General features: G+C 70.4%; 18 protein-coding genes. 1 reads left to right on the plus strand and 17 read right to left on the minus strand.

Going from position 1 to position 13,896, the window contains the following annotated elements:
• Positions 1-395 precede the first annotated feature (395 nt).
• Positions 396-566 carry an Rmf/CrpP fold protein gene (locus tag ACZ3YO_RS10255; protein ID WP_465567362.1) on the minus strand — a complete coding sequence of 57 codons (171 nt, stop codon included), beginning with the start codon at positions 564-566 and terminating at the stop codon, positions 396-398.
• Between the two features lie 11 nt (positions 567-577).
• The gene (locus tag ACZ3YO_RS10260; protein WP_465567365.1) at positions 578-2,791 is read right to left on the minus strand and encodes a phage minor capsid protein; all 2,214 of its coding nucleotides are present in this window, start codon (positions 2,789-2,791) and stop codon (positions 578-580) included.
• Positions 2,792-2,865: 74 nt separating this feature from the next.
• Between ACZ3YO_RS10260 and ACZ3YO_RS10265 the strand changes: the two genes are divergently transcribed.
• Positions 2,866-3,870 carry an SRA domain-containing endonuclease gene (locus ACZ3YO_RS10265; RefSeq protein WP_465567368.1) on the plus strand — a complete coding sequence of 335 codons (1,005 nt, stop codon included), beginning with the start codon at positions 2,866-2,868 and terminating at the stop codon, positions 3,868-3,870.
• On the opposite strand, the gene ACZ3YO_RS10270 is transcribed toward ACZ3YO_RS10265, so the two are convergent.
• From ACZ3YO_RS10270 to ACZ3YO_RS10340, 15 genes are all read right to left on the minus strand, one after another.
• Entirely contained in the window at positions 3,863-5,113 is a 1,251-nt protein-coding gene (locus ACZ3YO_RS10270; RefSeq protein ID WP_465567371.1) for a phage capsid protein, read from the minus strand. The genes ACZ3YO_RS10265 and ACZ3YO_RS10270 overlap by 8 nt on opposite strands.
• A gap of 202 nt (positions 5,114-5,315) precedes the next feature.
• On the minus strand, positions 5,316-6,569 hold the full coding sequence (locus ACZ3YO_RS10275) for a PBSX family phage terminase large subunit (protein WP_465567374.1): 1,254 nt from the start codon (positions 6,567-6,569) through the stop codon (positions 5,316-5,318).
• Between the two features lie 3 nt (positions 6,570-6,572).
• Entirely contained in the window at positions 6,573-7,091 is a 519-nt protein-coding gene (locus ACZ3YO_RS10280; protein WP_465567377.1) for a helix-turn-helix domain-containing protein, read from the minus strand.
• A gap of 604 nt (positions 7,092-7,695) precedes the next feature.
• Positions 7,696-8,589, minus strand: a complete 894-nt coding sequence (locus ACZ3YO_RS10285; protein ID WP_465567380.1) for a pentapeptide repeat-containing protein — start codon at positions 8,587-8,589, stop codon at positions 7,696-7,698.
• Positions 8,589-9,188, minus strand: a complete 600-nt coding sequence (locus ACZ3YO_RS10290; RefSeq protein ID WP_465567383.1) for a hypothetical protein — start codon at positions 9,186-9,188, stop codon at positions 8,589-8,591. Before ACZ3YO_RS10290 ends, ACZ3YO_RS10285 begins: the two co-directional genes overlap by 1 nt.
• On the minus strand, positions 9,178-9,993 hold the full coding sequence (locus tag ACZ3YO_RS10295; RefSeq protein WP_465567386.1) for a hypothetical protein: 816 nt from the start codon (positions 9,991-9,993) through the stop codon (positions 9,178-9,180). Before ACZ3YO_RS10295 ends, ACZ3YO_RS10290 begins: the two co-directional genes overlap by 11 nt.
• Before the next feature lie 82 nt (positions 9,994-10,075).
• Entirely contained in the window at positions 10,076-10,510 is a 435-nt protein-coding gene (locus ACZ3YO_RS10300; protein ID WP_465567389.1) for a hypothetical protein, read from the minus strand.
• Positions 10,507-10,689 (minus strand): hypothetical protein, encoded by a 183-nt coding sequence (locus tag ACZ3YO_RS10305; protein WP_465567391.1) that lies wholly within the window; start codon positions 10,687-10,689, stop codon positions 10,507-10,509. Before ACZ3YO_RS10305 ends, ACZ3YO_RS10300 begins: the two co-directional genes overlap by 4 nt.
• Before the next feature lie 109 nt (positions 10,690-10,798).
• Positions 10,799-11,578 carry a zinc finger domain-containing protein gene (locus tag ACZ3YO_RS10310; protein WP_465567394.1) on the minus strand — a complete coding sequence of 260 codons (780 nt, stop codon included), beginning with the start codon at positions 11,576-11,578 and terminating at the stop codon, positions 10,799-10,801.
• Positions 11,575-12,507: a mucin-2 gene (locus ACZ3YO_RS10315; RefSeq protein WP_465567396.1), complete on the minus strand. Its 933-nt coding sequence runs from the start codon at positions 12,505-12,507 to the stop codon at positions 11,575-11,577. The genes ACZ3YO_RS10310 and ACZ3YO_RS10315 overlap by 4 nt, the downstream gene beginning before the upstream one ends.
• Before the next feature lie 147 nt (positions 12,508-12,654).
• Positions 12,655-12,846 carry a hypothetical protein gene (locus tag ACZ3YO_RS10320; protein ID WP_465567398.1) on the minus strand — a complete coding sequence of 64 codons (192 nt, stop codon included), beginning with the start codon at positions 12,844-12,846 and terminating at the stop codon, positions 12,655-12,657.
• Positions 12,843-13,037, minus strand: a complete 195-nt coding sequence (locus tag ACZ3YO_RS10325) for a hypothetical protein (protein WP_465567400.1) — start codon at positions 13,035-13,037, stop codon at positions 12,843-12,845. The genes ACZ3YO_RS10320 and ACZ3YO_RS10325 overlap by 4 nt, the downstream gene beginning before the upstream one ends.
• A complete protein-coding gene (locus ACZ3YO_RS10330) occupies positions 13,034-13,504 on the minus strand; it encodes a hypothetical protein (RefSeq protein ID WP_465567403.1) in 471 nt (156 codons plus the stop codon). Before ACZ3YO_RS10330 ends, ACZ3YO_RS10325 begins: the two co-directional genes overlap by 4 nt.
• Positions 13,501-13,665 (minus strand): hypothetical protein, encoded by a 165-nt coding sequence (locus ACZ3YO_RS10335; RefSeq protein WP_465567406.1) that lies wholly within the window; start codon positions 13,663-13,665, stop codon positions 13,501-13,503. The genes ACZ3YO_RS10330 and ACZ3YO_RS10335 overlap by 4 nt, the downstream gene beginning before the upstream one ends.
• Positions 13,662-13,880 (minus strand): helix-turn-helix domain-containing protein, encoded by a 219-nt coding sequence (locus ACZ3YO_RS10340; protein WP_465567409.1) that lies wholly within the window; start codon positions 13,878-13,880, stop codon positions 13,662-13,664. The genes ACZ3YO_RS10335 and ACZ3YO_RS10340 overlap by 4 nt, the downstream gene beginning before the upstream one ends.
• Between the last annotated feature and the right edge of the window lie 16 nt (positions 13,881-13,896).

Below are 13,896 nucleotides of genomic sequence, written 5' to 3' on the forward strand. Positions count from 1 at the left end.
CGGGGTGTCGGGCATACGAAAGGGCCCGCTCCCGGGTGGGGTGCGGGCCTGCATGTAGCTGATGCGGCAAGTGGGTTGGACTGCCGTTGATGATGTACCGATGTGCGAGCAGCTACTCAGGGGCGGAAGCTGGAAGAGCAGGGCCTATGCGGCTGTATCTGCCTGGGAGGTGTCTTGGTATGCAAGTGCCCATCGAAAGGGTGAGGCCCGGGATGCGTATTGGCCTTACACAAGTGGTCACGAGAGTGGAGCAGGTCGGCCCCGATGAATACGAACTGGAGACGCACATAGGTGAACTTCAGAGCAGCTTCGGGATGCCGCCCGCGACGCGGACCTACCCCCGAGGCAAGCTGATCTCAATCGAGGATGAGAGGGATTAGCGCCACGGAAGCGACTTAGCTCTCCTCACTGATCAGCCTGGGATCGCTGCCTAGTCGGTAGCCGCGTAGCCACGCGGCCCGCAGAAGATCCTCGCGGTCGTATGGGCACACCGTGATCCGCTGCCCATCCTGGGCGGCGTCGCGGCCTGCTGCCGCGGCGCGCACGGCGTCGCCTCGGAATCCCATGGCACCCCCTGTCAGAAGCGGTTGCGGACGTCGGCGCCCGTCTTGCGGGCGGTGTCGGCGGCGGCCGAGCGAACGCCGGTGAGCTGCTCGGTGTACTCGGCGAGCGTGGTCCGGGGGGACACATCGGCCCAATACCATTTGAGCTCCTCGGACGCCCGGGCGTAGGCGACGTGCGACGGCCCGCTGAACAGCGAGAGGGGGTCGACTCCGTCGCGCTCGGCCTTCTTGGTGAGCAGGTAGCCGCGGCAGTGTTCCTCAGCGTCGAGCCACTGCTGATAGACGTACTCGTCGTACATCTGCCGCACCTGCTCGCGGCTGAATGCGCTGCGGTTGCCGGCCTCCCTCCACTCCCGTTTGGTGAGCCATCGTTCGGCCGCTGGGAGCCGGTCCCATGGGTGTTCGTCGGGCGCCTGGTCGATCCATGACCAGTCGTCCATCCGGGAGCCCGGGCGCAGCGCGTCGTCGAGGGCGGCCCGGTTGGCGAGCTGCGCCTCGACGCCGTGCCCGGTCGCCGGGGCGGGCGGCGTGATGGGGTATCGGCGGTCGAGCTCGTCGGCGATGCGCGCGGCCCCGTCGGGGTCGGTGTAGCGCATTGCCCAGCCGAGCACGTCGTCGGCCACGGCGGACAGGTCGTCGCGCAGCCGGCTGCCGGGGAACACGTCGGCGAGCAGTTGCCGGCGGTCGGCTTCCGCGGCCAGGGCGGCGAGCTCGTCGCCGGTGGCGTGCCGGGCCCGTTCGGCGAGCTGCCGCTCGGACATGGTGATCAGGTCGCGGCGGGCGCCGGGCAGGGCGGCGTCGATGTCGCGCCGGTCCAGCTCGGCCGCGATCCGGAGCACGCCGCGGTCGTCGAGCAGCGGCAGCGCGCGGGCGAGCTCGTCGTCGCCGAACTCGACGAGGTTCTCTGCGAGCCGGCCGCCGGGCCGGATGCGGTCGAGCAGCTGCTGCTCGTCGCGCCGGGTGGCTTCGGCCTCGATGCGGGCGCGGTCGCGCTCGTCGAGGGTGCCGTGCCGCATGGCGGCGCCGAGCTGCTCGTCGCTCATCTCGGCCGGTGTCCGGTGGTCGCCGGCTCGCACCTTCGCGGCCTCGACCGCATCCGGGTCGAGCGGCCGGCGGGGCTCGGGCAGGTTGCCGGCCCCGGGCTGCTCCCGGTACCGGAGTCGTTTCAGGTCGGGGTGGGCGGCGAGATGCTCGCGCATCCGGCCCTGCCAGTCGCGCACCCGCTGCTCGGCGATCTGCCGGGCTTCGGGGGTCATGGCGCCGGCGGCGCGGTTCTTGTACTTGCGGATCTGCCGTTCGATCGCGCGCTGCCTCTGGCCGGCCTCGTAGCCGGTGCCGTCCGAGCGCATCGGCGGCCGGATCGACGTCACGCCAGGGGTGTACGCGCTGAGAGAGTGCCGGCAGTTGGGGTGCTGGAAGCCTGCTTTGCGGGCCTCTTCGACGCTGCCGGCGACCCACACGCGCAGCATGCGGCCGTCGTCAGTGGCGTGCTCGACCTCGACCTCGTGGCGCCCGTCAGGGCCGGACAGGGTCAGCAACTTGCCCTCCCACTTGCGGCACAGCGGGCACTCGCGGGGGGCGTTGGACACGATGACCAGGTCGACGCCGGCGGCCTGTAGCCGGTCGGTTTGGCCGGCGACAGCGGCCCGGCCGACGGCGGTCCGCACGGCCATCTCTGCATAGCTCGTCATCTGCCAGGCACGGCCGGATCGGTCTACGAAGCTCTTGAGTCCGCGGTCGGCGAACCGTTCCATGGCGCGGGCGGCGGCCTGGCGGCGGGTGTCGATGCCGAGCAGGGGAGTAGCGGCGACCTCGGAGACGACCTGTCGGTATCCGTCCTCGACGCCGCGCAGGATGCCGCGATGGGTGGCGGTGACGAGCTCGATCGTCTCGGCGGCGAGCCGGTCGACGGCGCGGCCGGCCGGCGTCGACTCCGCGATGCGCGCGGCGTCGACGTCGGCCAGGGCGCCGAGCTCGGCCAGGCCCGTACGAGCGCCCCGGTTGAAAGCTTCGGCAACCAGGTCGTGTACCTCGGTCGTCATGGCGGTGCCGAGCGCGTCGACGACGCCCTGCGCCGCGCGACGCAGCGGCTGCACGCCGGCGAGCTTCTGCACTGCCCACCCGGGGGCCTCGAATCCGTCGGTGAGCTGCCGCGCGACGATGCCGAGTAGGCGCTGCTCGGCATCGGCGTACAGGTCGCGCACACGGTCGGCGAGATCCTCGGCCATCCACGGGGACACCGGCACGCGATCACCCCCCGACGGCCAACGGCGTTGTCAGCGCGGCCCGATACGGTCGGGCCATGACGAATGCGCCTGCCGAGTTCAAGCTCGGACAGATCGGTACTCGCCCGGAGATCTGCGCCGTCTACGGAGGTAGCCGGAACAGTGGCGGGATCGTGCCCTCTGTCGAGCCGAAGAACATCACTCTGTTCTCCGATCACGAGGTCGGGGTTGTTTTCGGGTACCACGACGGATGGCTCGCCGAAGAGGACGAGTTCGGGCCGATCTTCGAATACACGGGCGCGGGTAAGAAGGGACACCAGACCTTCACCGGCAAGTACGGCGGCAACAACGCTGCTGTCCGGGACCACGTTGCGGCCGGACGTCGCCTGCACCTGTTCGTGGCGGTGGACACCGTGCCGGGCACCGGTACCAAGCGGCACCGGTACGTCGGCGAGTTCACCCTCGACACGGCAAAGCCCTACGTCGTCCGTGAATCCCTCGACGAGGACAAGCAGCCGCGCCGTGCGATCGTTTTCCGGCTGCGCCCGGTCGGCACCGTGCAGCGCGTCGCCGAAGACGAGATCCCGGCGGCGACGGTCACCGGCGGGAAGCTCGTAGCCGCGGCCATCACCGTGTGCAAGCTCATCGAGCCGGAGAAGAACACGAAGAAGAAGGCCAAGCGGTCCGCCGTGCCGGAAGTCGAGGCGCAGCGCCGTGAGGCGGACCTCAGCGACGCGTTCGAGGCGTACCTCACCGCGCAGCAGCACATTGTCGGCCGCTTCCAGATCAAGATCAAGGGTCGGACGTCGATCCTGCTCACGGACCTGTACGACGAGACCGACCACGTGCTGTACGAGCTCAAGGGCACCAACACCCGTGAGGCGGTTCGCATGGCGCTCGGCCAGCTGCTCGACTACGGCCGGTATGTGAAGACTGACGGGCACCCCGAGATGCCGCGGCGCGTAGTGCTCCTGCCTTCTCTGCCCGATGAGGACCTGCAGGAGCTGCTGGCCGATCACGGGATCGGCATCGCGTACCAGGACGGCGACACGTTCATCGGTGTGCCGCCGTCCCTCAGCTGACGAACGCCGGGACCGGGTCGGGCATGCCCTGTCCGGTCTCGGCGTGGATGCGTTGGACCTCGGCCGCGACGGCGTCGGCGTCCCAATCCGGGTGCACGGTGCGGACTTTGGTCTCGGTGCTGATCGCCTGCGCCTGCGCCAACAGGGACAGGGTCTGAGCGGTCGACGTCGGGTCTTCGGCCACGGCCGGCCCGAAAGCGACCGCCGGCCGCTCCGCGGTGAGGGTAGAGAAGCCGAGCGCGCGGTCGAGTTGCAGGAGTGCCTCGGTGATATCCGCCAACGCGGGTGAGGCGTAACGGACTTTGGCTTTGCGGGTCACCATGCTGTCGTGCGCGCGGGCCTCGACTTCGGTCGCGGTCGCGGCCGGCCCGCCGTCGAGTCCGAACGTGGACGGGCTGTAGCCGGCGGCCTCGACGATCTGCCGCACCAGGGCATCGCTGGTCGCCTTGTGTTCCTCGACCCGGATCGCGAATTGGTTCATGGTGATGCCGGCGCCGGTCTCGGTCGGCGGGATGTCCAGCGTTGCCCAGACTTCCCGATCCTCGTCGAACGCTGCTCCGAGTCCGGGGCCGCGGTCGCGCAGGTATCCGGCGGGGACGATGAGTCGGGCGCGGGCGAGCCGGATGTCGCGCATCCAGCTCGACCACGTCTCGTCGAGGGCGTCGCACAGATCGCGGGCCGGGCCCTGCAGGTCGGAGCGGCCGAGCGGCGAGCCCCGGTGAACGCGGTTCGGGCCGATGTTCGGCCAGTAGGCCGCGGTCAACTGGGGGATGCCGGTCTCGACCGCGCCGGACGGGCCGAGCGAGTCGACCACGGCGGCCGTGGTCGGGTGCTCGGTGAGCGGCACGGCCCGGCCAAGATTGTCGGCGGTGCCCAGGTACAGGCCGTGCTCGATCCGGCCGCGCTCGTGCCGCTCCAGCCGGCGCAGCACGGTCGCGCCGGTGCGCTCCAGTTCCTCCCAGAAGGTGACGGCGACCATGCGGCCGTATCGGAATTCGGGCAGCGCGGCATCGGCGTGCACAGAGGTGAGCAGCGGGCGGGGGCCGAGCTCGGCATCCCACGCGGCGACCAGGTACACCCCGCCGAGCGCGGCGGACACCTCTGCGGACTCCAACAGCACGCGGTCGGCGTGCTCGTCGAGCAGGTCGTCGAGGCGGCCCTGCAGGGCGGTGTCGGACACGGTCAGCCGCGGGGACTCGCTGAACAGCAGCGCGGCACTCTTGCGGGCGACGTCGGCCGGCATGGGGATGTGCAGCCGGTTCTCGCGCTGGCCCGGGGCCGGCGTCCGGTCGCGTCCCCACAGCCGGCGCCGCCCGTCGCTGCGCTGCGCCTGGTTGCGGTAGACGGTGGCGAGCTGCTTCGGGTCGCCGGAGTACCACGCGTCATCGACGGCCATCTCGGCGAGTGCGGGCGCCCACTGCCGGGGTGGCCACGGTGTCCCGTTGTCAGGCAGCGGCATCGGTTGTCACCTCCGGTCGCGGTAGTAGGTGGCGCCACTCGTGCGCGGTGGAGTGGACGGCGTACCGCAGCGCGTCGCAGCTGTGATCCCCGCGCTTGAGTGGGCGGTCTTCGCCGGCCGCCGCGGCGGCGGCATCCCACACGTAGTCGGGCAGCTCGCCGAGCAGGCCGGCACACGAGCGGTGGACGCGCAGCAGGCCGGCGCCGAACGCGGTCGCCACCGACCGGATGCCGTCGAGTACTTCGTTCTTGGCCCGGGTCACCCCGGGGTGCCCGTCCTCCCACAGCTGCGCCATCATCGACGCCGCGCTCGGGTCGAGGAACGTCCACTCCGGTTCGACGCCGAGCCCGCCGAGCCACCCCTGCAGGGCGGCCGAGTACTGCGCATCGGTCATCTGCCGGCGCCGGGCACGGGAGTCGTATCGCCACTCTGCGCAGGCGTAGAGCAGACCGTCATCGCCGAGCCCGAGCAGGATCGCCGACAGCGGGTTCGTGGTGCCGTAGTCGATGCCCACCCAGTAGCGGGACATCGGCGGCAGCTCGTCGACGACGTGCAGCTGCTCGTCGAACATGTCGTAGATCGAGCCCTCGGCCACGACCCACGCGCCGTCGATCATCCGCCGGCGCCATAGCCCGACGTACTCGGCCGACAGGGACGCGACGTAGGCCGGCGACAAGCTCGGGTTGTCGGCGAGCTTGAAGTGCCAGGCACGCAGATCAAGTTCGGCTGCGCGGTCGAGGTAGCCGACCTTGAGCCAGTGGGCCGGCGAGTCGGGGTTCGTGGTCGCCAGCAGCCGCGCGCCGTCCACGCTGAGGCGGGCGAGCAGCTGCACCCAGAACGGCTCGGGCAGCAGCGTCGCCTCGTCCACGTACGCCAACGCGGCCGTCAGACCTCGCAGGCGCCCCTCGGCCCGGGCGTCCGCCGCGCCGATCAGGTGGACGGTGCGGCCGAGCACGGTCGCCGTGGTGGCGCCGCGGGTGTGCCGGATCTGAGCCGCGACCGGACCGAACAGCGCAGCGTCGCAGAGGGGTTCGAGCACGTTGCGCTCGATCGTCTGCAGCGACCTGCCGCAGACGATGATCAGGCCGGACGGCGGCGCCTCAGCAACGGCCAGCAGGAACGCGAGCAACGACGCGACGGTCTTCCCGCTGCGCACCGCGCCGTGCCAGATGTTGATGCGGGCCTGCGCTCGGGCGACGCTGCGCAGCTGTTTGCGGGACAGGGGGAGGGCGGAGAGCACGCCTCACCCCCCGTCCGCGGCCCCCTCGTCCTCGTCGGACGCGAAGGCGTCGCGCAGGCCGCGGGCAAGGTCGGTCAGCATCGACCGCACCTCGTGCCCGGACGTGCCGGCGTCGATCTCGGCGAGCCGTGCCGCGCTGGTCAGATATCCGCCGATGGCCTGCGAGTGGTGGCGCTCGTCCGCGGCCGGCGGGTCGTCCGAGACGACGTCGACCGTGTCGCCGGTCGGCAGCAGCTCGACGCGCACGTACGTGCCGGCCTCGATCCGGTCGAGGTTCGCCGCGGCCCGCCGGTACAGGCGGGCCGTCAGGTCACGGCGCAGCGCGGCGAGATCCTCCTGCCGGGCCGCGGTCGCCGGCGCCACCCGGGCGCCGCCGGTGAACGCGAGCCCGAGCTCGGCCGCGATCTTCGACACGGTCGAGCTGCTGCGTCCGATCTCGGCGGCGATGGTGTTGCGGGACAGGCCGTCGGCGTGCAGGCGGCGGACCTGGTCGCGGTCGTCGTCACTGATGGGCTCGCGCATTGGGGTTCACCTCCCAGCATTGGGCACAGGGTCATGGCATGGGTGCGCCCATAAGCGTTGCTTTGGTCACGGCTGCTGATCTCAAGCCGAATTAGCGGTGATTTCGTCTCCTACAATTCGCGCGCCTTGGGTGTCAGACTCGTTGCCGGAGCGGCGCCGCCCGTTACTTGCGAAGGCTAGGAAGGGTGCTCTGTGGGTGACTTGGAACGCAAGCGGGCTGATGAGCTGCCTGCTGCGCGATGGGGGCCGGCCGATGTGATCGAACTGACCCGATCTTCTCTGGCGGCGGGTGTCATGGTTGTCATCCTGATCAGGCATCCACAACTGGATGCCGCAGCGATGACACTTCTCGGCACGGGGTTCGCTGCGATCGCTGTGCCCGTACGGCGTGCTGGCGGTCGGCGGTAACAACAACGGTCCGCCACCGGGGGGAGGGTGGCGGACCGTCAGTCTTGGTGTTCCGGGCACGCCGGAAGCGCCTCCAACTCTAGGTCACGGAAAGGTAACGGCGCAAGCCCTGTTGGGCTTCCTCTGTCGATGCGCCCAGCGGTGGGTGTTGACGCCGCGCAAGGGTGAAAGCCTTACCGCCAGATTCCGTGGTCGGCTAGGCGGCCGGCGTCTCCGACAAGTGGCCTGCGCATGTATTTCCGACGAGATCGCTATTCTTTCCGTCCGGGCATGTCGTGTTGCGCCAGATGGTGCCCTTGATCGAGGCGCCATGAATATCTGCCCCTGTAAGGTCGGCGCCCGTGAGGTCTGCGCCATCTAGCTTCACGTTTTTCAGTTCGGCGTCTCGCAAACTTGCATTGACTAATTTAGCTCCGGCCAGATTTGCGGATTCAGGCTTTTCGGCGGGGGGATTTGACGCCCACGCAAACGCGACAATGCCGCCTGCCGCAAAGAATGTGGCGATCAGGAGTGGTCGGAGTGAGCTCTTAAACTGCCCCTGTAGAACCTGGGTTTGGGCCATGGCTTCGATGTCCATGGCTCGACTATTGACGTCGGAGAGCTCGGACTTTAGCTGCGTCCTTGCTGCGGCGTCATCCGGTGAATCGCTGAGTGCGTTCAGCTTCTCGTCCGCTGCCCGTCGAACGGCAATGAGATCATCTGGGTCGCTGAAGCCTTGAAGATAGATGTCTTGCCCCTTGAAGAAATCTACCGCCGGAATCAGATTCTTCTTTCTATCCTTCCCCTGTTTCCCCCACTCGTTCGCCAGCTCTTGGATCGTAACCGATACTGGCAGTAGCAGGCCGACAGCGATCCAAATCGTGCACACCACGGCAATGAGCCCAACGGTGGCTCCGCCGATTGCAAACCAGAGTCGACCGCCATTGCTTAGCCTGCCAATGTTTGATAGCTGACTTCCTGCGATCAGGGCTGCGCCGACTGCGGCGGAGCTGGCAACTAGCCATTTGGCGGCATCCCTAATCGCCTTGTTCGCCGGCTGTAGGTTCTCGTCGGCGGACGGCTCTCTGGGTGGAATGTCAACGTTTCCCATTAGTGGCTCGGTCGGATCGCTACTCTCGGCGGAAGGTTCTGAATGTGGAGCGAAACATTTCCGCTCTCCCACCGATTTCGCCGACTTCCTACCTTTCCCACTGCTTGGCTGCGGTCAAGGATTTTGACGTCGGGCTCATCGAAATGTTGGGCGATATTTCGACTCTCCCCCATGGTCAGGACAGAATCTTCGTCGGCGGTGGGTCCGCTCTCGATTTGGCTGATTCGGTAGGGAACGGTGAGCTCGCTACCCTCGATCGATGCTCTCGCAATTGGGATAACGAACTGATCGGTCGATTCTTCCGATTTCACCTGAGCAAAGATCGCGTCCTCGCCCTGTGCGTGGATTGCGGCCAGTTGACCTACCGTCTTCCCGTCCTTGGATTTCACAATAATGGCCTGATCTGAGGTGAGCTGCGAAATCTTCATGGTGGTCTTGGTCTCCGGCTTCAAGAACGGGCATGGGAGAGTACTGGCCACTTCATTTTGAGCGAGGTGCAGAAGTTTGGCAGCATGGCGGAGCCGTTTGGGTGTGTCTTCTCCTAGGCGGCGCACGACGCGCAGCGCGGGAGCTTGAATCACTGCGCGTTCAACTCTCATTAAGTGCAAAGACAAGACTGAGCAACTCTGCCACGCCCCATACACGTTGCCTGCGATCGTCGAGCGGCACGGGTGCCGAGCAGGCCGGCCCGGTGCTGCAGGTGACCCATGGGACGTCGTTCGGCTGGGTGTGCAGGGTGAGCTCGCCGGCGCACCACGGGCACGGCCGGCCCTCGATCACCTGCTCGCGAGGGTCGAGCTGCAGGGCGCCGAGCACGACCCGCTCGGCCTGGCCGGCGACGAGTACGGCCTCGCGCTGCAGGTGCTCGGGCAGCAGGCCGAACAGCGCTGGCCCGCGGGTCCGGTCGCCGCGCGGCTCGGGTTCAGTGTCCTCGTCGAGCAGCCGGCCCTCGACGAACAGCGCGGCCCAGTGCAGGCCGTGCCGGCGGCTTCCGGGGTCACTCGGGCTGCGGTAGGTCCAGCGGCGGGGGTCGCCGGCGTCGACCTCGTCGAGCGCCCACACCGCGGGCCGGCCCGGGCTGGACATGCGGCGCCGGCCGATCGGCCGCTGCACCGCGGCGGCGAGCGTGTCGGCGCAGTCGAACAGCAGCCCCTCGACGCGCACCGCGGCGTCGAGCGCGGTCAGGTTCGCCGGGGCCGGGTACTGGCGCAGGGTGAGCGGAACCCGGTCGGCGACGAGCAGCTCCACCTCGTCGGCAGCCTGGCGGGCAAGGTGGGTGGAGAGCTGCGCAGGCGGCCACGCGGGGGCCGGCGGGGTTTCGATCGCGACGAGCAGAGCGCCCCAGTGTTCGCGCACGGTGCGCAGCTGCTCGACCGCTCGACGGATGTGGGCGGATGGGTACACGGTGTCTCCCCCAAAGGTGTTGCAGTGATGGTGAGCTGGTGGGCCCGGCGCCCCTCTCGCGGTAGGGGGCGCCCGGGCTGGTCTAGGTGCCCGGCTGCTGTGCCCCCGTGGGGGCGGGGAGGCGGGCGGCGGCGCGGGCGAGCGCCCACCCGTCGACGAGCTCGGCGGCGAGCAGGGCCTCGTACGCTGCTCCGTCCGACTCGACGGCCGCGTGCCGGCCGTCGTCGAGGGTGTCGAGGCGGGCATGCAGGCGCGCGAGCTCGACCTCGGCGAGCCGGCCGCGCTGCGCCCGGGCGAGGGCCCGCTGCAGGGCGCGCAGCCGCTGATGCGCGATGCGCCGCAGCCGGCCGTGCATCCGGGACCACTCGTTGCACCACTCCCGGTACACGGACAGGTCGACGAGTCCCGCGCGCAGCAGCTCGGCCTCGGCCGGCAGCAGGGCGCCACGCTCGGCGCGGGCGACCAGGTGCAGCAGCTGCTCGACGTCCGGCCGTGCGCCGGCGGCCGGGGCGCTCACTGCTCACCCCGGGGGGCGACCAGGTAGGAGACGACGAGCAGTCCGTGCTCGTCGAGGCGCAGCTCGGCGTCGGCCGCGGCACGGCCCGCGGTGCGTAGCTCGGAGCGGACCAGGTCGAGCAGCTCGGCAGCGTCGGGCAGGGATACGGGGACGTCGAGCACGCGCTCGGCACGGGTCACGGAGACGAGACGACGGGGAGGGACGGACACGGGTTGTGACCTTTCGGAAGGGTGGGCGCGGACACCCGCGCGCGCATGGGGGGCGCATCGACCGGTCGCGGCGGGGAAATCACCGAATTCCCTTACCGTGAGCGACAGTTCGGGCCCTCGGGCTGCCTCCGTTGCGTGGCACGGGCGGCTGCATAATGAGGGCCTCGACGGCGGCGAGTTCGCGCTGCCGCTCTGCGAGCAGCAGCTCGGCTGCTTCGACCCGGGACGGGTGAGCGGTCGCCCGGCGGTGCCACGTACCGGCCCGATCCGGCCCGGTGTGCGTCCTGCGCCGGCACGGCTCTCCGGCCGGCGCCCGACACCACTCGCACACCACAGCCAGAGCATCCGCACGCCCAGCCCGTGCAGCAGCCTCCCGTGCCGCTCGCACCGGCCGGAACGGCGCGAGCTGCTCGGCCGCCCCGGCGGGCAGTGCGCGGCCGGCCGCGAGTCGGCCGGCGAGTGACGGGTGCGGCCCGCCGGTCAACTGCCGCGAGCTGCTCGGCGCGGCCTGCCCCGTGGCAACCGCGTGCCGCTGCGCCCGGATCGCAGCCTGGTACGCCTCGACGTTGTCGGGGTCGACGGCCGGCCGCGGGTCGGTGTGCCGGGCGAGCAGGGCCCGGCGGTGGGCGGCCCATTTGCGGGTGATGTCGACGGGCAGGATCGGATAGGGCGAGCCCGTGATGTGGGCGCGCGCGACGGCGGCGGCGTCCCACCTGTCGGGGGCGGTCGCGGGCACTTCGCGCAGCAGGTCGGCCCAGTTGGCGAGTTGGCCGGCGGCCTCGGCGGGGTCGAGCTGGGCGGCCCGGGGGTCGAGCCGCCCGACGTAGGCGAGCAGGGCGGCGCACTCGTCGGGGGTCACGCGCTGTCCTCCTGGTTGCTGGTGTTCATCTGGTCGAGGGCGGCCTGCAGTGCGGCGGCGTGCTGCTCGGCACGGGTTGGTCGGTGACCGGTGGGCGGTACGGCCTGCAGGTGGCGCTCGGCCGGGGGCTGCTCGGGCCTCTCCCGGTTGATCCACTGCTGCCAGTCGAGCCGCCACTGCTGCACGGTCCGCGCGGGCCCGGTAGCCCGGTGGGTCCGCCATTTGGCGGTGGCGTGGTCGATGCCGTCGAGGCCGAGCCGCTGTAGGTGGCCGGACGCCGCGGCCCAAGCGAGCAGCGCGTCGTCGGGTTCCCAGGTGGCGGCGAGAGCGCAGAGAGAGCTCGCCGCGGGTGCGCCGTTACGACCTGCACTCTCTCTACTACCCCCGCCACTCTCACCGGGTCGGGTCGGGTCGGGCCGGGACCACCCGGACGCGCCCGCCCCGTCCGGCCCGGACGCGGGCCCGTGGCCTGCGCTTTCGCCGAAATCGGGGGGTGGTTCCGGATCGAAATCGTCCGCGGGGGCGCCCGGATCGTCGTCGAACGGCGGCGGATCGGCCGGCGAATCGCGCTTCGATCGCTGCGAGTTGCGCCCGCGCCGCTTGCGGTCGGCCTCCCGTTGCCGCACCCCTTCGACGCTCGCGCGGGTCGGGTTGTAGCGCAGGAAGTCGTGCATCAGGAACTCACCCGCGGCCACCGGCGGGCAGCGCGGGCAGGTGTGCCCTGGCTCGTGCCACAGGCCGGCCCGCACGAGTCGCGCGGTCTGAGGCCCGGTGCCGAACAGCCCGGCGACCACACTGGGGATGCGTCCCTCGGTCAGATGCTGGGCGGTGTAGGCGCCGCAGCGCAGCCACAGGCCGAGCGCGGCATTCCCGGCCTTGAGCAGCTTCGGGTGCGAGTAGGCGGTGTCATCAACCTTGAACCACGTCACGGCAGTTCTCCCTCGGTGGTAGCGGAATGGATGGCGGTTCGGGGCGGTGGGCGACCGCGGCGGGCGAGTGTGAGTCGCAGCGCGGCCCGCATGGGTACGGGCGAGCAGGCCGGCCGCACGGGGTGCGGCCGGCCGCGCAGCTTCCGCTCACGAGGTGATGTCGAGTCCGTCGAGCTGCCCGGGTCCCGGGGTGGGGCGGGCCTCGACGACCGGCCGCGCCGCCGGCCGGCGGCGCGGCCGAGCAGGCTCGACCGTGGTCGGGTACGGGTGGGCGGTGCCGTCGACAGCGAGCTGCAGCGGCGCCTCGACGACGCCCTCGACGGCGGTCGTGCCGCTCACGCGACCGCCCTCGACGACTCGCCGGTGCTGGCATGGCGGCGACCGATGCGCGCGATCAGGTCGAGGTACCACTGCGGCTCGCCAGCGGCCTGCGCTGCCCGCCATGCATGCCGCACGCCGTCGACGTCATCGGCAGCGACAGCGGCAGCCAGGAACAGCGGGCGCGACCGCGGCAGCGCATGCACGCTCACGTGTCGCACTCCAGTTCGATAGGGCGGCGGCCGGCGACCGTGCACGCCGCAAGCTGCTGCAGCTGCTCGCCAAGCTCGACCGCGGCCCGGTAGGACAGATCGGCGGCGAGCAAACCGTCGCCGGCCGGCAGCACGTCGACGAGCTCGGCCCGCCGGCGCCGGACGACCGCAGCACGCCGGCGCCGGTGAATCCAACACAGCAGCGCGGCCCGCACTCCAGCACGGGCACGCCCGCGGGAGGCGTCGAGCGCGGCGCCGGCCCAATCGAGGCGGTAGTCGCTCCCGTCAGGGTCAAGGGCCCGGGCCCGGTGATGGGTGGCCGCGGCGGCGAGCTCACGCAGCCGCTCGGCGACGAGCTGCTCGTCAGCCGCGAACGCGAGCGCGACCAGGTCGAGCAGCCGCTCGGCCCCGTCGGTCACATCGAGACGCACCGTGTACCCGTCCGGGTGTAGCGTCGCGCGGATCACCTGAGCCTCACATACAGGCGCAGACGGCCGTCGGTCTCCGGGTAGGTCTTGGAGACTCGCGCGATCGAAACGGACGGGTCCGCCCGGAGGATGGCGAGTACGGCGTCGATGAGCGCGGGATCGGCAATGATCCGCAGGTGCCCTGCGCGGGGCTTGTTCATCGAGCACCCCGCGGAACGAGGTTGGCCGGGCCGCAGGCGGGGCGGGCCGCCGGCAACACCTGGTGCATGGCCCGGATTGCTTCGAGGTGTTCAGGACCGAATCGGACGTACTTGCCGTACTTCTCGTGGGGAATCCGGTTGATGTTCCGGCGCAGCCACGTCTCGGGCAGGGATAGAGCTTCTGCGGCGCCGGCGTAGTCGTGCAGGAGGGTCATGCGCGCTCCTTCGCGT

Source organism: Kitasatospora sp. NPDC022785 (assembly GCF_055561295.1).

Bases quoted from the DNA above. Each gene is read 5' to 3' on its own strand.
- ACZ3YO_RS10255 (WP_465567362.1), bottom strand. From the start codon at position 566: ATGGGATTCCGAGGCGACGCCGTGCGCGCCGCGGCAGCAGGCCGCGAC.
- ACZ3YO_RS10260 (WP_465567365.1), bottom strand. From the start codon at position 2,791: ATGGCCGAGGATCTCGCCGACCGTGTGCGCGACCTGTACGCCGATGCC.
- ACZ3YO_RS10265 (WP_465567368.1), top strand. From the start codon at position 2,866: ATGACGAATGCGCCTGCCGAGTTCAAGCTCGGACAGATCGGTACTCGC.
- ACZ3YO_RS10270 (WP_465567371.1), bottom strand. From the start codon at position 5,113: ATGCCGGCCGACGTCGCCCGCAAGAGTGCCGCGCTGCTGTTCAGCGAG.
- ACZ3YO_RS10280 (WP_465567377.1), bottom strand. From the start codon at position 7,091: ATGCGCGAGCCCATCAGTGACGACGACCGCGACCAGGTCCGCCGCCTG.
- ACZ3YO_RS10285 (WP_465567380.1), bottom strand. From the start codon at position 8,589: ATGGGAAACGTTGACATTCCACCCAGAGAGCCGTCCGCCGACGAGAAC.
- ACZ3YO_RS10290 (WP_465567383.1), bottom strand. From the start codon at position 9,188: ATGAGAGTTGAACGCGCAGTGATTCAAGCTCCCGCGCTGCGCGTCGTG.
- ACZ3YO_RS10335 (WP_465567406.1), bottom strand. From the start codon at position 13,665: ATGAACAAGCCCCGCGCAGGGCACCTGCGGATCATTGCCGATCCCGCG.
- ACZ3YO_RS10340 (WP_465567409.1), bottom strand. From the start codon at position 13,880: ATGACCCTCCTGCACGACTACGCCGGCGCCGCAGAAGCTCTATCCCTG.